Annotated in this window: 16 protein-coding genes; 6 read left to right on the top strand and 10 right to left on the bottom strand. The window is 62.7% G+C overall.

Annotated elements, in window-relative coordinates; all coding sequences use genetic code 11:
- Positions 1-76: 76 nt before the first annotated feature.
- On the bottom strand, positions 77-1,633 hold the full coding sequence (locus ACVWVY_RS17115; protein WP_456627472.1) for a winged helix-turn-helix domain-containing tetratricopeptide repeat protein: 1,557 nt from the start codon (positions 1,631-1,633) through the stop codon (positions 77-79).
- Positions 1,634-2,067: 434 nt separating this feature from the next.
- Between ACVWVY_RS17115 and ACVWVY_RS17110 the strand changes: the two genes are divergently transcribed.
- On the top strand, positions 2,068-3,057 hold the full coding sequence (locus ACVWVY_RS17110; protein WP_456627471.1) for a Bug family tripartite tricarboxylate transporter substrate binding protein: 990 nt from the start codon (positions 2,068-2,070) through the stop codon (positions 3,055-3,057).
- Between the two features lie 127 nt (positions 3,058-3,184).
- On the opposite strand, the gene ACVWVY_RS17105 is transcribed toward ACVWVY_RS17110, so the two are convergent.
- The 9 genes from ACVWVY_RS17105 to ACVWVY_RS17065 all read right to left on the bottom strand — a co-directional run bounded on the left by ACVWVY_RS17105 (position 3,185) and on the right by ACVWVY_RS17065 (position 15,467).
- Positions 3,185-4,486 (bottom strand): MFS transporter, encoded by a 1,302-nt coding sequence (locus tag ACVWVY_RS17105; RefSeq protein WP_456627470.1) that lies wholly within the window; start codon positions 4,484-4,486, stop codon positions 3,185-3,187.
- 139 nt (positions 4,487-4,625) lie between these two features.
- Positions 4,626-5,375: an ABC transporter ATP-binding protein gene (locus tag ACVWVY_RS17100; protein WP_456627469.1), complete on the bottom strand. Its 750-nt coding sequence runs from the start codon at positions 5,373-5,375 to the stop codon at positions 4,626-4,628.
- Positions 5,356-7,155 carry a branched-chain amino acid ABC transporter ATP-binding protein/permease gene (locus ACVWVY_RS17095; protein WP_456627468.1) on the bottom strand — a complete coding sequence of 600 codons (1,800 nt, stop codon included), beginning with the start codon at positions 7,153-7,155 and terminating at the stop codon, positions 5,356-5,358. Before ACVWVY_RS17095 ends, ACVWVY_RS17100 begins: the two co-directional genes overlap by 20 nt.
- Entirely contained in the window at positions 7,155-8,012 is an 858-nt protein-coding gene (locus ACVWVY_RS17090; RefSeq protein WP_456627467.1) for a branched-chain amino acid ABC transporter permease, read from the bottom strand. Before ACVWVY_RS17090 ends, ACVWVY_RS17095 begins: the two co-directional genes overlap by 1 nt.
- A gap of 23 nt (positions 8,013-8,035) precedes the next feature.
- Positions 8,036-9,232 (bottom strand): ABC transporter substrate-binding protein, encoded by a 1,197-nt coding sequence (locus ACVWVY_RS17085; protein ID WP_456627466.1) that lies wholly within the window; start codon positions 9,230-9,232, stop codon positions 8,036-8,038.
- Positions 9,233-9,382: 150 nt separating this feature from the next.
- The gene (locus tag ACVWVY_RS17080; RefSeq protein ID WP_456627465.1) at positions 9,383-10,360 is read right to left on the bottom strand and encodes a hydroxyacid dehydrogenase; all 978 of its coding nucleotides are present in this window, start codon (positions 10,358-10,360) and stop codon (positions 9,383-9,385) included.
- 1 nt (position 10,361) lies between these two features.
- The gene (locus ACVWVY_RS17075) at positions 10,362-12,218 is read right to left on the bottom strand and encodes a TRAP transporter large permease (RefSeq protein WP_456627464.1); all 1,857 of its coding nucleotides are present in this window, start codon (positions 12,216-12,218) and stop codon (positions 10,362-10,364) included.
- 11 nt (positions 12,219-12,229) lie between these two features.
- Entirely contained in the window at positions 12,230-13,261 is a 1,032-nt protein-coding gene (locus tag ACVWVY_RS17070) for a TRAP transporter substrate-binding protein (protein ID WP_456627463.1), read from the bottom strand.
- Between the two features lie 166 nt (positions 13,262-13,427).
- On the bottom strand, positions 13,428-15,467 hold the full coding sequence (locus ACVWVY_RS17065) for an adenylate/guanylate cyclase domain-containing protein (RefSeq protein WP_456627462.1): 2,040 nt from the start codon (positions 15,465-15,467) through the stop codon (positions 13,428-13,430).
- Positions 15,468-15,666: 199 nt separating this feature from the next.
- Here ACVWVY_RS17065 and ACVWVY_RS17060 point away from each other — a divergent pair, with 199 nt between their 5' ends.
- From ACVWVY_RS17060 to bufA2 (ACVWVY_RS17040), 5 genes are all read left to right on the top strand, one after another.
- On the top strand, positions 15,667-16,398 hold the full coding sequence (locus ACVWVY_RS17060; protein WP_456627461.1) for a cytochrome c biogenesis CcdA family protein: 732 nt from the start codon (positions 15,667-15,669) through the stop codon (positions 16,396-16,398).
- 148 nt (positions 16,399-16,546) lie between these two features.
- Positions 16,547-17,011 carry a DoxX family protein gene (locus ACVWVY_RS17055; RefSeq protein ID WP_456627460.1) on the top strand — a complete coding sequence of 155 codons (465 nt, stop codon included), beginning with the start codon at positions 16,547-16,549 and terminating at the stop codon, positions 17,009-17,011.
- 91 nt (positions 17,012-17,102) lie between these two features.
- Positions 17,103-18,887 carry a thioredoxin domain-containing protein gene (locus tag ACVWVY_RS17050; RefSeq protein WP_456627459.1) on the top strand — a complete coding sequence of 595 codons (1,785 nt, stop codon included), beginning with the start codon at positions 17,103-17,105 and terminating at the stop codon, positions 18,885-18,887.
- Positions 18,888-19,262: 375 nt separating this feature from the next.
- Positions 19,263-19,526: a BufA2 family periplasmic bufferin-type metallophore gene (gene bufA2 / locus ACVWVY_RS17045; RefSeq protein ID WP_456627458.1), complete on the top strand. Its 264-nt coding sequence runs from the start codon at positions 19,263-19,265 to the stop codon at positions 19,524-19,526.
- Between the two features lie 191 nt (positions 19,527-19,717).
- On the top strand, positions 19,718-19,975 hold the full coding sequence (gene bufA2 / locus ACVWVY_RS17040) for a BufA2 family periplasmic bufferin-type metallophore (RefSeq protein WP_456627457.1): 258 nt from the start codon (positions 19,718-19,720) through the stop codon (positions 19,973-19,975).
- Positions 19,976-20,027: the final 52 nt, after the last annotated feature.

Raw genomic sequence — 20,027 nt, 5'->3', positions numbered from 1 at the left:
CTGCTTTGTGCCAACAGCAGAAGTGGCGGTCGCCGCTTACCCCATCATTGCCGCTACCGCGAGACGGCACGGCGCGTCACTCTGGAATCCCAGCTTTGCGGAGACCGTCGACAAACATTTGGTGGGGTCGTAGGCCGCTCCGGGCTACCCATTCAGAAATGCGAAAATCGGGTTTGAGTTCGAGCAGATGGACCGCCGCGTCCCTCGCTTCGGCTTCGCGTCCCAGATGAGCCAAGGCCGTCGTGAGGCAGCAATAGGACGGCACAAAACTCGGGTTCTGGCTGAGAGCCTTCTTGGCCGCGACAACCGCCTCATCGAAACGGCCAAGACCGATGAATGCAACCCCCATTTCTGTAAACGTTACGAATAGCAGTGGGTCAAACGGGCTTAGCAGAACGCCGCGCTCAAAGCTCCGGATCGCCTCTTCGGGGTTCCCCGCTCTTTGGTAGGTCCAACCTCGCGTGCTCCATGCGAAGGCTGCATTCGGATTAGAGGCGATCGCACGATCCACCATCTCCCTTGCCGTGTCGAAATCACCGGACCACGCCGCTGCGTAGGCTAGCATGCTCAAGGCTAAGTGGTCATTTCCGTCGATGCTGAGTACTAGCTGGAGAAGCCGTAATCCTTCCGCAAGTTCCGACTTCGGATCAGCCGCCCATCCCTGAGTTACGTTTTGGATGTGGCAGCTGCCCGCGACGGTTGCAGCAAAGCCATACCGAGGGTCGATCTCCAATGCGCGAGAAACGAGCCGAAGGGCCTCAGCCGACCCGCCTCGGGTAAATGAATAGAGGTGCGGTATTGCTCGTAGGCAAAGGTCGTAGGCGCTGAGACTGTTCGGCCGACGCGCGGCCAAATCGATCTCTGTCTGAAACACTTTTGGCTCAATGGCAGAGACAACGCTCTCGGTCATCCGGTCCTGTAGAGTGAAGATATCGCTCAAGTCACCTTCAAATCGATCAGCCCAAAGGTGCGCCCCTGTCGCGGCATCAATCAATTGGCCGATGATGCGGACTCTTCCGGCCGCCTTGCGCACACTCCCCTCAAGCACGTAGCGGACGCCGAGTTCGCGTCCGACCTGCTTGCTATCGACTGCTTTGCCCTTGTAAATAAAACTGGAATTGCGCGCGATAACGAATAGAGATCTGAAGCGCGACAACGCGGTAGTGATTTCGTCCACCATGCCATCCGCAAAATACTCCTGATCGGGATCGCCGCTCATATTCTGGAACGGCAACACAGCGATCGAGGGCTTGTCGGAAAGCGGGAGTGCAGGCTCCGTCGACTCCATATGGTGGCCTAAGATTGCCGCCACCCAAGGCTGGCTAACTTCGCGAACTGTCCCGACAAAGCGAAAACCCCTTCGTGGCAATGTCTTGATAAGGCGCTGCCCTTCGCCTGTATCGCCGATCGCGCTTCGGGCAGCGTTTAGACGGGTCGTCAGCGCCGAGTCCGAGACGACACGTCCTTTCCAGATGGCGTTCACGAGGTCGTCCTTGCTGACGACGCGCTCCCTATTGCGAATCAAGTAATCGAGCAGGTCGAAAACCTGAGGCGTTGTAGGCACCACGTCAGGTCCGCGCCGCAGTTCGCGCCGGTCGGTGTCGAACGCGTAGTGCTCGAAGAAATAGCGCAAGGGACATTCCCCCGGTTACCCTTTTCAACCCGCTATCGCGAAAAAGAATAAGCCGCCGGATAGGAAAATGTAAGCCCGTCTGTCGAGACGTACCTCCACAAGAGGCCGCACTAGCGCTACGCGCAATTGGAGTGGACAGAGACAGTGGACACTACACCCTTGAACGTCCGCTTCGGGTCATTCGCGTCGGTTTGGCCGGACCACAGCGACTTCCGGTCTACCCCGGTGAACGGACATTCTCAGGATAGGCGGGCATGTCTCAAAGGTGCCAGAAGCGGAAATTGTGCTCCTTCGCAAACAGACTATGTCGCTGTCACAGAAATAGTCTTGTGCAACGTATTGGGCCTTATCCCACCATCACCTCGGCTTCTCACAATAGGGCAACTGATGTAAGCTCAGGCGAAATGGCAGTCGCTCGCATCTGAGAGCGCCAGATGAAACTTCCCCGTAGACAATTTTTGTACCTGATCGCGGGCACTGCCGTGTTTCCGGGCATCTCGCGCATCGCGAGGGCGCAAGCTTATCCGTCGCGGCCGATCCGGCTCGTTATCCCTTTTCCACCGGGTGGTGCATTCGACGCTGTCGGTCGCCCGTGGGCGGATAAGGTGAAGCCCCTGCTCGCTACGGTGGTGGTTGAAAACATGGGTGGCGGCGGCAGCTCGATAGGCGCTGCCGCCGTCGCACGCGCCCGGCCTGACGGCTACACGATCCTGCTCGGCGGGACGCAGACGCACGTCAACGAGGCCCTGCTCAAGAGCCGGCCACTCTATGACCCGGTCAAAGATCTAGATCCGATTGCGGGCGTGGCCGCCAACGTTCTCTGCATCGCCGTGCATCACGCGGTGCCGGTTCAGACCCTGAACGAACTCATCGCATATGCGAAAGCCAATCCCGGCAAGCTGTCCTACGGGCACTCCGGTGTCGGCTCGATCCAGCACCTGACCGGTGAGCTATTCAAATCCCTCACGGGAACGCCTGAGATCGTGCAGGTGCCGTATCGGGGCACTGGCCCGGTGATCACAGACCTGGTCGGCGGACAAATTCCGATGGGTACGCCAGGCGTAACCGGGCAGGTGATCGAACTCCATCGGTCCGGTAAGATGCGCGTTCTTGCTGTGACGAGTCCCACGCGCCTCGTCGCGGCGCCTGAACTTCCGACGGCGGCCGAACTTGGCTTCCCCGGCATGACCGTTAGAGGCTCAATCGGACTGCTCGCACCGGCCGGAACCCCACTTGGGATCATTGAACAAGTTGCGCAGGCAACGCGCACCGCGATCGCCGAACCGGCCTACCAGCAGCTGTTGATCGACGCAGGTATCGAACCCACTCTCGATTCAAACCCCGAAAAATTCCGGCGGTCCCTCGCTGCGGATGTTGCTCTCTGGGCACCGATCGTCAAAGCGCTCGGGCTGAAGCTCGACTAACCGTGGCGCAAATCTGCCGCTTCAGCATCGATGTCCGCTATGGGTCAAAAGGAGAAATACCGGGATGACCAGCGCATGTCTGCTTTAGCCTCAAAAGCAGACATCTCCCGCTTTGTGAGTAAACACCCTAGCCCGCGTCGCTTCTGATATGCGCCTTGTGCATCTGTCCCGCGACCGCCCTCACCTTGCGCGGCGAGGCCTGCCAGATCGCAACCGCCGAAAGGATGCTGACGGCGATGCCGATCGTAAAGGCAGAGGTGTAGCTGCCCGATAGATCGTACAGTAGTCCGGTCGCCCACGGGCCTGCTGCACCGCCGGCCAGCGCCGCCAGCATGATGGTGCCGAAGATACTGCCGTATTGCCGGCCCTGGAAGATTTCCAGCACCACCGCGCCCATGACCGACGTCAGGCCGTAGCCGAGCGCGCCCTGGGTGAAGATCATGAGATAGACCAGCAGCAACACCGGCGCGAACTTCAGAGCGATCAGCGCCGCAAAGCAGATCGCAAAGCCGGCGCAGCTGATGGCCCAGATCCATTCGCGCCCGATCCGGTCGGAAAGATGCCCGAGCCAGATCTGGCCGGGAATGCCGAGCAGGCTGACGACACCGAGCGCCCACACCGCGACATTCGCGCTGAAACCGATGTCGAGCAGGAATTTGGTCTGGTGCACCTGCACCGCGTACCAGACATACAGGCCACAGAAGTAACCAAGCGAAATCCACCAGAATCGCGCGGTGCGCAGCGCGCGGCGCAGCGTCCAGTCGGTATTGGCCCACACGGGATCGACGACGTTCGAGCGAGGTGCGGCCGATGTCGCCGACGGCGCCGCATCGCCATCCGGCAGCAAGCCAATATCCTCGGGGCGCATGCGCAGCAACAGGTTGATCGGCGCGAGCACGGCGAGCACCAGGATGCCCATCGCGGTGCAGGCAGTGCGCCAGCCGGCCTGCTCGATCATGTGCTGCACCCATGGCAGCAGGGTCACCGAGCCGATGCCGACGCCGGCAAAGGCGAGCCCCATGGCGAGCCCGCGGCGGCGAATGAACCAGTTCGGCAGGAACAGCGATTGGCCGGAGTAGCCGAGGCACACGCTCCCCGCACCGACCATCACGCCGATGGTGAGATAGAGATGCCAGGGCTGCGTCGTCAGCGGTGCGAGCAACAGCCCGCCGCCCATCAGCGCGACGCCGAGCTCCATCACGGCGCGTGGACCGAAGCGATCCATCATGCGCCCGATCAGCGGACTGACGGCACCCGAAACCACGAAGCCGAAGGAGAATGCGCCGGCGGTGACGCCGCGTTCCCATCCGAACTCGCCGATGATCGGCGGAAAGAACAGCGAGAACGCCGTGCGCGCATTGACGCCGATCGCCATGGTGACGAACGTCACCACAACGATCAGCCAGCCGTAGAAGAAGGGAAGACGCATCAGCTTATCTCGTCATTCCGGGGCGATGCGCAGCATCGAACCCGTGATCTCCGGATTCCCCGGTTCGCAATTGCGCGCCTGAGGTCTGATCCTTCGGACCATCCCGGAGTGACGGGGTCAACATCTTTCGTTGACGTATTCAACCTGTGACCGGGGCATGGCTCTCGTGCCCGAAATAGGCACGCTCGAGCCGCTGCGGCAAATTGTTCTCGCTGGTCGGCGCTTCCAGCACGATATTGCCCTGCACCAGCGCATAGACGCGATCAGCGGCGGCAAGCGCCTTCTCCAACAACTGTTCGACCAGTAGCACTGCGGTGCCTTGCTTGCGCAACTGAGCGATCACGTTGAGCACGCGATCGACCAGAACCGGCGAGAGGCCGGCCGAGGGTTCGTCCAGCATCAACAGCCGCGGGCGCCGTACCAGGCCCTGCGCGACCGTGAGCATCTGCTGTTGCCCGCCGCTGAGCGCACCGCCGCGCTCGTGACGCTTCTCCGCGATCTCCGGGAAAAACGACAAGGCTTCCTCGACCCTCCCGGCGCGTTCGCTGCGGGGCAGATCGTAACCGGCGATCAGAAGATTGTCGGTGACGGAAATTTGCGTGAACACGCGATGGCCCTCGATCACATGCACCAGGCCGGCGCGCCCCGCCTCGCGCGGCGTCGCGTTGGTCATGTCGCGGCCGTCGAAGCGGACATGGCCCGAATTGACCGGCAGCAATCCCGACAGCGCACGCAGCAGCGTGGTCTTGCCCGCGCCGTTGGGGCCGAGCAAGGCAACCACTTCGCCGGCTGCGACCTCGATCCCGATGCCATGCAGCACGCGGATCTTGCCGTAGCCCGATTCCAGCGCTTTCACCGAAAGCAGGGGTTCAGCCGCCGAGGTAAGCACTGACCACCTCCTTGTGAACGCGAATCTCGGCCGGGGTGCCAGCGGCAAGCGTGCGCCCGAGATTGAGCACGGTGACCTGATGGCAAATGTCGAAGATCAGGTCGGCGTGGTGCTCGACCAGCAGCACACCGGCGCCGCGGGCGCTGATCGCCTTGATCAGCCCGGCCAGTCGTTCGATCTCGTCGTTGGAAAGGCCGGCGGCGGGTTCGTCGAGCAGCAGGAAATCCGGATCGAGCATCAGCGCGCGGGCGATCTCGATGAAGCGTAGTTCGCTGTGCTGCAGACGGTCGGCACGCACCTCCGCCAGCGGTTCCAGCCCAACGACGCCGAGCAAGGCACGTGCCTTGGCCGCCAGCATCCGCTCATCCTGCCCGTTCCGCGGCAACGCCAGCATCGACTCGACAAAACTCGCCCTGCCCTCGATCGAGCCGCCGATCATGACGTTCTGCAGCACCGACGCCTCGCCGATTACGCGCGGGGTCTGAAACGTGCGCGCGATGCCGCGATAGGCGCGCAACGTCGGCTCACCCGGCGGCAGCGCATCACCGCCGAGGGTCATGCTTCCGGCCTGGGCGGCGTAGTAGCCCGAGATCACATTGAGCGTCGTGGTCTTGCCGCTGCCGTTGGGCCCGATCAAGCCGTGGATCCGGCCTGGCGCGACGTCGAGGTCGAGGCCATCGATCGCGCGCACATTGCCGAAGCTCAAGGCGATGCCACGCAGCGTCAGCATGCTGCCGCCCGTACGCTTGCGCACGATATCGGCCAGTGCTGCCGGTCGCGGTACGATGGCGCGATTGCTGGCCAGCGGACGGCGGTTGCGAAAGTCCAGCAGCGCGGCGATGCCGCCGGGCATGACAAGCACGATCACCAGCAGCAACACCGCGTAGAGAAACGTCGACCACGCCGCCAACGGCGCCGCGATCTCCGGCAAGATCGTCAGGATGATGGTGCCGAGCATCGGCCCCAGGATCGAGCCGCGGCCGCCGATCAGGATCGCGATGAAGAACAGCACGGAAAGGTCGAAGGTGAAGGCATCCGGGGTGATGTAGGTCTGCAGGGTCGCGAACAATCCGCCGGCGATGGCCGCAAGCGCGCCGGCAAACAGGAAGATGGCGATCAGCATTTTCGGCTTGGAAATGCCGGTGGCCTCGGCTGCCACTTCGGCGTCGCGCACTGCAATCAGCGCGCGACCGAACCGGCTGCGGGCGACATTCGCACTCATCCAGGTGGTGACAGCCGCAAAGCCGATGCAAAGAAAGTAAAAGCCCCACGCGGTATTGAAAGGCGCCGGAAACTCCGGGCCAACGATGCCGATACCGCCGCCGGTGACACTCTGCCACGCCAGTGCGATTTGGGTCACGATGGTGGCGAAGCCCAGCGTCGACATCGCGAAATAGAAGGTACGCAACCGCAAGGCTGGGAGGCCGACGATCACGCCGAACATCGCGCCGACGCAGCCTGCAATCGGCAGCGCGGCAAATACCGGCACCGGCGACATGACATTGCCCGCGACCAGCACGCTCGTGGTGTAGGCGCCGAGCGTCAGCAGCGCGACATAGCCGATCGCAAGATGCCCGGCGAAACCGACAACGAGATTAAGGCCGGAAACCAGCACCCAATAGATCGCCGCCCGCGTGCCGATCAGTGCCCAGTAATCGTTGCTGACGAAGGGCAGGATCATCGCCAGCGCAAGGATGCCGAGGAACGGCGCGACATGAGGCAGCGCCGCGCGAATGGTGCTGGAGTCGTTGTGCGCGGGAATTGTGGTGACTGACGTCATCACACCCTCCGCGCCGTGGAAGCGCCGAACAGACCCTGGGGCGCCGCCAGCAGGACCACGATGAACAGCGTGAAGACGGCGACCGACGAGAAGATGCCGCCGACCAGGAAGTTCGCCGCTTGCTGAAACAGGCCCAGCGCCAATCCGCCGACAATGGCGCCGCGATTATTGCCGAGCCCGCCGAGCGCCACCGGGACAAAGCCGTAAAAATTCAGCAGCGCGCCATTGGCGAAGAACGCAAGCAGCAACTCGCCGCCGGAAAATCCCGCGACACCGCCGATCACGCCGGCCAGCGCGTAGCTGGCGACGCGCAGATTACGTTCGGGCAGGCCGAGCGCGCGCGCCGCGAAATTATCTTCCGCGATCGCGACAAAGGCGCGGCCGACCAAGGTGCGGCGATAAAGATACTCGAGGGCGACGATGGTAATCGCGCAGGCTGCGACCGGCAGCCAGAATTTTTCGTCCCAGATACCGCTGCCAATGCCGAATACACGCGGGAACGGCTGCGGCTCGGTGCCCCATTTGATCGCTGCGACCTGCTGGATCATCAGCGCTACCGCGAGCGTCGAAAGCACGTAGAGGTGCTGGTCGAGGCTTTTCAGCACCGGCCGCACCGCGACGAATTCGGTGATGATGCCGATGATGGCGCAGCAGAGCAGCGTCAGCAGGAAGCCGGCGAGGATCGGCATGCCCAGCTTCAGCGTGAACATCGAACCGAACACGCCGCCCAACATCGCGAGCTGACCCGCGGTGAAACTCATCACCCGTGAAGTCGAGAACATGGTGTTATAGGTGACGCCGACCAGCGCGTAGATCGCGCCCGCCGCCAGCCCGGATGCGAGGATCGAGGCGAGCATGTGCTACCGCCCTTTTCCGTCGCTCACGTATATCCCGGTGCCAGCGCAAACGTGCCGTTTTTGGCGGTGGAGGCTTCCGACATCACGATCTCTTCGGTCGGATAGCCATTATGCTGTGTCGGCGAGAAGCTGTAATTGCCGAAATAGCCGGGATATTTCGATAACGTGTTCCAGTAAGCGATGATCCCGGCACTGTCGGTCGATCCGCTTTCCGCAACGGCCTTGGCGATCAGTTCGATCGCATCGATGCCGCCGGCGACCCACCACAGCAGCGTATCGCTGAGCACGACATTGGCCTTGGTGAGGCGCGCAACCAAATCCTCGCTCTTCGGCGGCAATTTTCCGGCCGCGTCATAGCTGCAGCTTTTGTAACCGATGGCGTAGACTTTTTTCCAGTTGGCGGGTTTTTCGACGAGGCCGGCGAGTTCCCCCGATGCCATCGAGGGGTGACCGACAAACGCGACGTCCCAGTTCATCGCGGCGCGGGTATTGAACATACGCGCTTCCATGCCGGTCGAAACACTCCATACCACGATCACTTCGGCGCCGGCGTTCTTGGCGCGCAGCATGTCCGGCGTCATATCGGGCTGGGTCGCGTCGACATTGGCCTGATAAACGACGTCGGCACCATCCTTCTTGAATGCCGCGACCGAAGCGCCGACCGCGGTCACGCCATAGCCGGTAGTATCGCCTATCACGGCAACCTTTTTTACCTTGAGGATGTTGAGGCAATAATTCCGGACGGCGTCATCCCATTGGTTGTTCGACGGCGCCATGCGGAAGGCGTTCGGAAACTTGGTGGTGTCGATCAGGGTTTCGACGACGCAAGGGTGAATATCCGGGATCTTGGCACGCGCCATGATCGGCGTGGTCGCCAGCGCCTCGCCGGAATTGAGCGGGCCCCAGATGGCATGAACCTTGGCCTGACTGATCAGTTCCTGCGTGGCGTTCACCGCCTTGGTCGGATCGCCCTGGGTGTCGCGCATGACGATCTCGAGCTTGCGGCCCTTGACGCCGCCTGCGGCATTGATCGCGTCCGCAGCGAAAGTCACGCCGCGGTTGAAGCCGATGGTCGGCGCCGAACTCGGACCCGTCATCGCAGCGAGGCAACCGACCTTGATCGGTTCCGACTGGGCAATGGCGGGGACCGGAAACGAAAATGCTGCGGCGCCCGCGGCGCCGGCACTGCCCAACAATACGTCACGACGTGAAATGGCCATGTGATGCGCTTCCTGTTCCCTTTGCGGCGCCCGTCATTGGCTGCAGGCGTCCGTGTCGTTCTCCCGGCTCATGGGCGGGGTTTAATCATCAAATTTGAGCCTGACCCGGCAAACTTGTCCAGCGGCTATAAATACATGGCAGGTCATTATTCATGGCCGGCGCGTCCATCGGTCGGCGTTGACGGCGCCAACCGGTGCCTCGCCCGCGATGATCTTCTCGACCTGCCGGACCGTTTCCAGCGACTGGCTTTCGATCGCCGGCGGCGTCAGTCCACCGATATGTGGGGTGGCGATGACGTTCGGCAGTTTTGCCAGCTCCGGCGACGGCATCTGGTCCAGCGCGCGGCCGACATCCATCGCGGCGCCGGCGATGCGGTTCTCGCGCAATGCCGCTGACAACGCCGCCTCGTCGACGAGATTGCCGCGCGACAGGTTTATGAAGAAGGCATGCCTCTGCATGCGCGCCAGCGCCGCCTGCCCGATCAGGTTCTCGGTTTGCTCGTTGGCGACCGCAAGACAGACGACAAAGTCGGCGCGCGCCAGCAGATCGTCGAGCGGCACATGCTGGAGACCCTGTTCGCTGACGGTCGCAAAGGGATCGGCGATCAGAACCTCCATGCCCAATACCTTGGCGATATCAGCCAGGTAACGGCCGATGCTGCCATAGCCGATGATGCCGACGCGGCTGCCGGCCAGTTGCCGGCCCATGATGATCTCGGGCTTGCGCCCCGAACGGTAGTCGGCGGTGGCGCGTGACACGCCGCGCGACAGATCGACCATGTAGCCGAGCGCCAGTTCGGCAACCGACTGAACGAAGCCGGGTCCTGCCCGCGTCACCAGGACGCCGGCCGCGGACGCGGCGTCGACATCGATGTTGCGGATATCAACCGCGCAGCGGACGAAGGCGCGCAAGTTTGGCAACGCCGGAAATATCCCACCCGGTCCGGCGGTGAGCCGGTCGGCCACGATGATATCGACGTCATCAGCGGCCGCGATCAGACCGGCGGCGTCCAGCGCGTCGCTTGATTCATGCAGCTTGACCTGCGCGATGGCTTGTAGCCCGCTGAGGCTGCGCTCGCCGTAATACTGGGCGCGAGACGGCGGCGTGTGGGTCAACAGGACTTTCATCTCAGTAGCCGAAGGCGCGCGGCAACGCCGTGCTGATCGCGGGCACGAACGCAATGACCAGCAAGCAAAGCAGCAGCAGGCCGAGATATCCCATGATCGGCTTGACGGTCTGCTCGATCGGCACGTTGCCGATCAGGCAGGCGCCATAAAGGCCGAGCCCGAGCGGCGGCGCAAACAGGCCAATCCCCATCGCAACGACCAGCACAACGCCGAAATGCAAGGGATCGATGCCGAGCTTGACCGCCACCGGCATCAATAGCGGCCCGAAGATGATGAGCGCCGCCGCGCCCTCCAGCACCGAGCCCATCACGATCAGCACGGCGATCGACAACAGCATGAACAGCCAGACGCCCTGCGATCCCGACAGCGACAGCATGAGGTCGCCCACCGCATGCGGGACCTGTTGCAGGGTGAGAACGAACGCCAGCGATTGCGCGGCGGCGACGATGAACAGCACCAGCCCCGAGCGCGTCGCCGATTGCACAAAACTGTGCGCTGCCGTCTTGAAGCTGAGTTCGCGGAACACGATGCTGCCGACAATGATGGCGTAGACCACGGCGAAGGCCGAGATTTCGGTAGCGGTGGCAAAGCCGCTCTTGAAGCCGAAGAAGATCATGAAGATCAGCCCGAACGAGGCGATCGCGCCGCTCCACAAGCCCGAAACGGCAGCGCGCGGCTCGGCTTCCGCGGCAGGCTCAGGCCGCTTTCCAAGGATGATCGACAGCACGATCAGGGCCGCCGCCATCAGTCCCGCCGGCAGCAGGCCCGCGACGAACAATCCACCGATCGACAGGTTGGCCACGAAACCGAGGATGATGAGATTGATACAGGGCGGAATGGCCTCCGCCATGACCGCGGAAGCCGCCAGCAACGCCACCGCGCCGCCGGGATTCTGCTTGGAGCGGCGCGCCGCCGGGATCAGCACCGAGCCCACCGCCGCGACGTCGGCCATCTTGGAGCCGGAGATGCCCGAAAACAGCACCATCGACGTTACCATGACCACGTTGAGGCCGCCGCGCATCCGCCCGACCGCGCGCTGCAGCAACTCGATCAATCGAACCGACATGCCGTTGGCTTCCATCAGGTAGCCGACGAGGATGAAGAACGGGATCGCCAGCAGCACGAAATTGTCGATGCCGCGCGCCATCTGCTGCGCGAAGATGACGCCGGGCAGCGTGCCCTCCACCCAGATGAAGATCAGCGCTGCCAGCGCCAGCGCAAACCCGATCGGCAATCCGCCGAACAGCGTGATGAAGAACCCGATCAGCATCAGCGTGCCCGACGATGGCACGCTATCAGGCGCCAGAAAGTCCCACGCCAGATAGAACCCTGCGATTAGGCCTACCGCGAGAATTCCGGCCACGATCTCGCGGATCGGACGCGCGCAAAAAATCTCCAGTGCGAAGATGGTCATGAACAGCGCCCCGGCGCCCATCGGATAGAACGTCCATTCGAGCGGCAGCCCGGACCCGGAAGTTTGCCCCGTGGTCAGCCAGCCCATCTTGATCGCGTTGAAGGCGACATAGAACGCGATGACCGTCACCAGCAGCGCGCCCACGGAATCGACGACGCGGCGGGGGCCTGATGGCAGCATGTCGATGAAGAAGGCAACGCCGAGGTTTTCGGCGCGGGCCAGCGCGCTGGCGGCGCCGAAGAAGCTCGATCCCACCATCAGGCCGCGCGCCACGTCGTCGGCCCATTCGACCGGCGCATTGAACAGGAAGCGCAGCAACACCGAAACGCAGACCACCAGGAGATCGGCGGCGAGCAGGATCGCGGCAACGGCGTCGCTCAAAGCAAGCAGCGAGGCCGTCATCCGGTGACCGCCGCTTTCGAGCGAGGGCGCGGCGACTGACATGATCTATAACCTCAAGCCTGCGTCGCGCGGATCATGTCGACCACCGGCTTCGCCTCGGGCCGGGCCTTGATGAAATTATCGGTCTGGGGAAGCACCCGCTTGCGGAACGCATCCTTGTCGCATTCGACGATCGTGACGCCCTTGTCCGCCAGATTCTTGAGCGCTTCCTTCTCCATCTCGAGGCCGTGGATGCGGGTGTCAGCGGCCGCCTTCCCGGCCGCGTCGAGGAAGCCCTCGCGCAGCTTGGGATCCATCCGCTTGAACGTCGCATCGCTGAAATAGGTCGCAAGCGGCGAGAAATTGTGCTGGGTCAGCGCATAGTGTTTCGACGTCTCATAGAACTTGCTGGCAAGGATGGTCGGCGGGTCATGCTCGAGGCCATCAAGAACGCCGGCCTGCAGCGCCGTGTAGATTTCGCCGAACGCCAGCGGTGTCGCGGCGGCGCCCATCAGGCGAAGGCATTCGGTAATGACGGGGTTCGGCAGCGTCCTGATCTTGAGGCCGGCCAGATCCTCGGGACCTTTCACCGGCTTTTTCGCCAGCACGCTGCGCGAGCCGAAATTATACGCCCACGAGATGATGCGGATGTTCGCGCCCTTCAGCAGCGCGTCCTCGATCGGCTTCGCGGCGCCGGCCTCGAACGCCTTGGTCTGCTGCGGAAAGCTGGAGAACAGATAGCCAAGATCGAAGGTTCCGACGAGGGGAACGAGATTGGCCGAGATCGACGAGCCCGACAGCATCAGGTCGATGACGCCGAGCTTGACCGAATTGATGACGTCGATTTCCTGACCCAACTGGTTGTCGGGAAAGAACGTGACCTCGATCTGCTCGCCGAGGCCATTTCCCTTCAGGTGCTTGACGAGATTGTCGTAATAGACGCGGCCGTTGGCATATTTGGGATCGTTGGGAAGCGACGATGAGCACTTCATTTTCATCGTGGCGGCTTCTGCCCGCCCGATGATCGCCGGTGACAGCACCAGGCCCGCGGCAACCGCCGTGGACGACTTCAAAAGCACGCGCCGGCTGATGGACCCAGTCTTCATGGCGCTTTCTCCCAAGGTTTGTTTTTCGAAGCTTGTTGCTCAAGCCCCGTTTCGGCGCGTTGTTGCACCGCTTCGCTGCGGATACACAATTTAACCTTCTGGGTAAATTCTATGACCAAACGGAAGCGGCGCGCAAGAGCGCTTGCAAGCCGACATGGCAAGCCGCCTACTTCGTCCGGGCGACCGTCGTGCCGTCCCAATCTTCGCCGGCGGGATTTTCGAGCTGCTGCCGGCAGCGTTCGATCATCGCCGATGACGCCGCATCGTCTCGGATTTCCAGCACGTTCTCGAACGCAGCGATCGCGGCCTTGAAGTCACGCGCGCGCCAGGCGGCCAGGCCGGCCTCATAGAAAGTCGCCCAGTCCGGCTTTGCACCTAACTCCTCGGCCATATCAAGCAATTCATAGATCTGCAGTCCGCCCGCGCGGCCATAGACCGCCAGCCGGTCGAGTTCGCGAACCACGATGCTTTTCCCAGCCAGCCGGCGCGTTTCGGGGCCGATGATGATCGTGGAGCCGTACGCCTTGTTGGTGCTCTCCAGCCGGCTCGCAATATTCACGGCGTCGCCGATCACGGTGTAGTTCAGCCGCACTTCCGATCCGATATTGCCGACCAGCATATCGCCGGAATTGATGCCGATGCGAATCTTGACGCGCTCGCCGTGGTCGTCGACGAGACCCTCCTCCTCCACCGCGCGCCGGCACGCCAAGGCCGCCCGGCAGCAATCGACGGCATGATCGGGGTTGGGCGCCGGCGCGCCCCAGAACGCCATCACGGCATCGCCGATGAATTTGTCGATGGTGCCGTTCTGGTTTTGGATTTGCGCCGAGACGCTGTCGAAATAGCGCGACAGCAGCGGAATGATGCGGTCGCCCAGACGCTCGGACATGCCGGTGAAGCCGGCGAGATCGATGAACATCACGCTCATTGGCCGTATCGCACCGCCGAGGCGCGCCCCGTTACCGTCGCTGATCAACCGCTTGACCAGGTCGGCCGGAATGTATTTCCGGAACGCGGCAAGCCCCTGCGCCATGTCGCCGATCGCCCCGGAGAGATTCTCGATCTCGGTCAGACGGGACGGATGCCGCTGCACCTTGTCGAGGTCAAAACGCTCGACATGCCTGATCTCGTTCACCACCTTAATCAGCGGTGCGGCGATCAGGCGCTGGGCCAGCCACGCCGACAACAGCCCAGCAAAAACGATCAATACGGCAAGGCCGATCAGCAAATTCCGGATCGTCATCTGCACCGGGCCTAGAAATTCCGATTCCGGCACCACCGTCACCAGCGACCAGCCGGGAAACGAAATCGGCGTCAGCACCGCCTGATAGGCCTTGCCGTCCCGCGTTACCTTGGTGTTGAACGGCTGCCCTTCGCCGGGCTCGTAGGCGCTGGCGTTCTGGATCGCTTCGACGGCTATGGGAAACAGCGGATGATCGGTTTTCAGCGCCACCGCCTCGTTGGCGTTCGGATCGGGGGAAGCGACCACCTTGCCGTTGCGCTCGAGGATGAAGGCGCCGGCCGATTTCCCGACGGTGAGCTGCGAAAGGAAATTCGACACCCGCGTCAGTTCGATGATGATGGCGATGACGCCGGCGGGCTTCTTGTCGATATCGATCGGAGCCGCGAAGGCTGCCGCCAGCCGCTCACCATTGGGATGCGTCGTGAAGGTCGCCCAGAGTTCGTCGTTGGTCTCGATGGCGGTGCGAAACCATTCCTGATCGGTGACGGAATATTTGGTGTCCTCGACATGGCTGTTCTTGAGCTGAAGATCGTTGCCGACGAATTCGTAGCGGTCGATCCGCAGCTTGCGGTCCGGGGTGATCTCCAGCATTTCGATGACGCCATCGCCGGCCTTGTGCCCGGCAAAGAACGATCCATCCGGCCATCCGAACGCCACCCAGGAGATGGTCGGCTGCGACAGCAATTGCGACCGGAAGACGACTTCACGTTTCCGGGCATCGCGCGGCTCGAACACTTTCTCGGCCAACAGCGTTCGCACCGCCATCATCGACGACCGCGCCTCCGTCGTGACCGATTGCAGTTCGTCGCCCACTGCCGAGACGATCTGGTCGTTGATGGTATTGGCCAGCGTCTGGCTGACCTGATGGGCGGTGCGCCACCACAACAGATGCACGCCGACGGCGCTGACGGCGATGGACGTCAGCACGAGGGCGGAAATGGCAGTGCGGATGCCGAGGCGCATGCAGGGTCCAGTTTCACGGGGCCTTTACTGGCCATACGCGACCATACCAGCGTCTGTTTCAGCCGCGAGGCCATTTCGGCGCCCCGGACACGTCTCTGTGACCGCAGTTGAGCCGTAATGGCGACGAAACTTATCGATTGGTTGTTCCGTACAAGCCAGGACGGCGCTATGCCTTGTGGCAATTCTCGAAGGTCATGCAATGCACGATGTTTCCATCCCGGCGGCCCTGATTGCCGGTCTCGTCAGCTTCCTGTCGCCCTGCGTGCTGCCGCTGGTGCCGCCCTATCTGATCTATCTGACCGGCGCGACCATCGAACACGTCGCCAATGACGGACCGACGCAGGCCTCCAAGCGGGCGGTGATGGCGTCGGCGCTGATGTTCGTGCTCGGCTTTTCCACCGTGTTCGTGGCGCTCGGCGCCAGCGCGTCCCTGGTCGGCGGGCTGATCCGCGCCTGGTCGGCAGAGCTCTCGATCCTGGCCGGCATCGTGATCATCATCATGGGCCTGCATTTCCTCGGCCTGACCCGCATCGGGCTGTTGATGCGCGAGGGGCGCATGACGATGCCGAAACCAGTCGGCCTGTGGGGCGCCTACGTCATGGGCCTCGCCTTCGCCTTCGGCTGGACCCCCTGCATCGGCCCCATCCTGGCGGCGATCCTGTCGATCGCGGCGGCTGAGGCCACCGTCACCAAGGGCGCCGGGCTGCTCGCGGTCTATTCCGCCGGGCTCGGAATCCCGTTCCTGCTGGCAGCCTTCATGATCGAGCAGTTCTCCTCGCTGTTTGCGCGGTTGAAGCGGCATCTCGGCAAGGTCGAACAGGCCATGGGCGTCCTGATGGTGATCACCGGCATCGGCTTCCTGACCGGCTCCGTCACCAGCATCAGCATCTGGCTGCTGGAGACTTTCCCCGCACTGCAAAATTTCGGTTAGCCCCGTAACAAGCGGGCCCGCCCTTGCGAAATTGCTGTCGGAGCCAGATTGCCGCCATCGCCGCCACGGCATTTTTCGAGCGCACCGGATTTGAGAGGTCGGCAGATCGCGGCCTCGCGCGACGCCAAGTACTTAGAAGGGGGTTCGCATGCATTTCATCATCAATCTTCTCATCCTGTTGCCGGCGCGGATCGCGTCGCATTTTTCCTGGGCTGGCCCCCTGATCATGCGGCTCATCGTCGGTTACACCTTCATGCTGGCGGGCTGGGGCAAGCTTAATAATCTGGCGCAGGTGACCGAGAATTTTGTCGGCTGGGGAATACCTTTCCCGAAAATCCTCACCCCCTTCGTATCCAGCGTCGAATGTTTTGGCGGCGCGATGCTGATCCTTGGCCTGTTCACGCGAATCCCGGCCGCGATGCTCGCAGTGGTCATGATCGTCGCCATCAGGTCGGCGAAATGGGGCGACGTCGATTCGCTGGAGACGCTGCTCGGCTTCGAGGAGGCGACCTATTTTGCTGCCTTCATGTGGCTGGCGATCTGCGGTCCCGGCGCTGCGTCACTGGACCGGCTGCTGGTGAATGCTCCCGGCCACGGTGAGAAATCGACCTGACACTCACAATCCCGTGACATCGGCGAAAGGCTGAGCCCGGATCTCGCTACCTGCGTAGCTCGTGAAAACGCCACCGCTTCCGGGAGCCGCCATGAAACTCGTCCGCCTTGCCGCCTTCGCCCTCGCCGCGCTTGCGGCGTCGTCGTCATTCGCTTCGGACGGGCCGAAATGGAGTGAATGGAGCGACGATCTGTTCGCCCGCGCGCAGGCCGAGCAGCGCTTCGTCATCCTCGATCTCGAGGCGGTGTGGTGCCACTGGTGCCACGTCATGGAGAAGACGACCTACGCCAATCCCGAGGTCAGGGAATTGCTGGCCTCGAAATATCTTCCGGTGCGGGTCGACCAGGACGCCAACCCCGATCTGTCGAGCCGCTACGGCGACTGGGGCTGGCCGGCAACCATCGTGTTCGGCCCCGACGGCACCGAGATCGCCAAGATCAGGGGCTATATCGAGCCGGACCGGATGCAGGCGCTGCTCAAGGCGATCATCGACGATCCCTCGCCCGGACCGTCGGTCGGCGAGGCCTTCGAGGTGAAGCCGTCGACCTCCGCCTTCCTCGACAAGGAACGGCGCGCGGCGTTGATGAAGAATGTCGACGAGGCCTACGAGGAAAAACTCGGCGGCTGGGGCGAGAACCAGAAATACATCGACGCCGACAGCATGGATCTGGCGATCACCCGAGCCGAGACCGGCGACGCCATGGCGATCAAGCGCGCCCGTCAGACGCTGGATGCCGCCATTGTGCTGATCGATCCGGTGTGGGGCGGCGTGTACCAATACTCCGAGGCGGGCTCCTGGACGCATGCACATTTCGAAAAGATCATGTCGTTCCAGGCGCAATATCTCCGGCAGTACAGCCAGGCCTATGCGTTATGGAAGGATCCGAAATATCTTGCCGCCGCGCGCAGCATCGAACGCTATCTCGCGGAGTTCCTGACCAGCCCTGACGGTGCGTTCTATGTCAGCCAGGACGCCGATCTCGACCACGACACCGACGGGCACAAATACTACGCGCTGGCGGACGGCGAGCGCCGCAAACTGGGCATGCCGCGCATCGACAAGAATTTATACGCGCGCGAAAATGGCTGGGCCATTTCAGGACTTGCCGCCTACTACAACGTCGCCAACGATCCCAAGGCGCTGGCGATCGCAGAACGCGCGGCGAAATGGGTGATCGACAACCGCGCGCTGCAGGATGGCGGCTTCCGTCACGGCGAAAAAGATCGCGGCGGACCATTTCTGGGCGATACGCTCGCGATGGGCCAGGCCTTCCTCGATCTCTATGCCGCCACGGGAAATCGCGACTGGCTCACCTCGGCCGCCAAGGCGGGCGATTTCGTCGCGACCTTCCGGGATGAAGCCGGCGGCTTCACGACCTCGAGGACCGCGGAAGGCAAGACCGGCGTGCTCGCCAGACCCGCCAAGCTGATTGAAGACCAGGTGCAGGTCGCAAGATTCACGAACCTGCTCAACCGCTACTTCGGCAACGAGAACTATCGCGAGCACGCCGCGCACGCGATGCGCTATCTCGCCAGCGCCTCGGCCGGGATGATGCGTCCGCTGCCCGGCATTTTGCTCGCCGACGAAGAACTCGCGGTCGAGCCCACCCACATGACAATCGTCGGACACAAGGACGACACCCGCGCGAAAACCTTGCACGTGCTCGCCCGCGCGCTGCCGGCCCGCTACAAGCGCCTGGAATGGCTTGACCTGCGCGAGGGCAAGCTGCCGAATCCCGACGTCGAATACCCTGACCTCGGCGAACCCGCGGCATTCGCCTGCAGCAACCGGATCTGTTCGTTTCCCTCCTTCAATGCCGAGGAGTTGCGGGCCACGGTGGCGCAGATGGCCAGGCTGAAACCTGTGCGTGGCTAGCTCAATCGAATCTCGTTGTGCAACGCAACCGACGGCCGACGTCCCGGCTGGTCTGTTGAAGCGCCGCGCTTTCCGGGCGGCGAGGTCGCTGCTGCCCGCAACGAAATACTCTGGAGCCGCCGGCGGTCAGACATGGACAGGTCGTCCAATGCAGAAAAAGAAAATTTTCTTTTGAAACTCTGCACCCAAATCGCCTGATGCCCCGTAGCTGGTTTCGGATGAGCACTCAAATCACGGAGACCTGACGTCCTCCGGCAAGCCACCGCGATCTGACTGACATCCGTCCCTCCCCTGCGTCGGCGGGGTCTTTGATCGAACGATCAACCGATCTCACGGCGTTACTTTTGTCTTCAAACAATCATCGAGGAGATCGTCATGAAGTTGAATTCCAAGTCCGGTGCGACGCTCGCCGCTGCCGCCGCCACCCTGTTCCTCGCCGGCTCTGTCGTGTCGACGGTGTCGACGCCTGCGAACGCCGCCCAGGGCAAGTGCATGGCCGGCAACGCCTGCAAGGGCCAGAGCGCCTGCAAGGGCTCCGCGAATGCCTGCAAGGGCCAGAACGCCTGCAAGGGCACCGGCTTCTCGATGGCTTCCGAGAAGGCGTGCGGCGCCATGGGCGCCAAGTTCGTCAAGGGCTGATCGATCGGATCAGGTGCGAGGGAGGGCCCGGTGCTGCCGGGCCCTTGTTGGACCCGGCGGCTGAAATAAAGTTGGCACGCCTTGTAACTAAGTCCAAACCCGCCGCGTAACTATCAAAGGGTGCAGTTTGTCGGCCGGAACTGTCGCGGCTTGCGGGCGATGCACCCTGACATTCCCTTTGGAGGATACCCATGAAGATGACTTCGAAGTCCGGCACCGCCATTGCCGCCGCCGCAGCCACCCTGTTCCTGGCCGGGGCCACCATGTCGACCGTGACCTATGCCGCCGGCGAAGGTAAGTGCGTCGGCGCCAATGCGTGCAAGGGTCAGAGCTCCTGCAAGGGCGGGGCAAATGCCTGCAAGGGCCAGAACGCCTGCAAGGGCCAGGGCTTCTCGGCTATGACCAAGGAAAAGTGCGACGCCGCCAAGGGCAAGTACATGCCGTCCTAAGTCGCGGCCCGATCGAGGCCCGGTGTAGGCCGGGCCTCGCATCCATGGTAGG

It is taken from the genome of Bradyrhizobium sp. URHC0002 (assembly GCF_054059515.1).
Note: the sequence above shows the minus strand (reverse complement) of the source record. Positions and strands in the feature narration are given on the sequence as shown.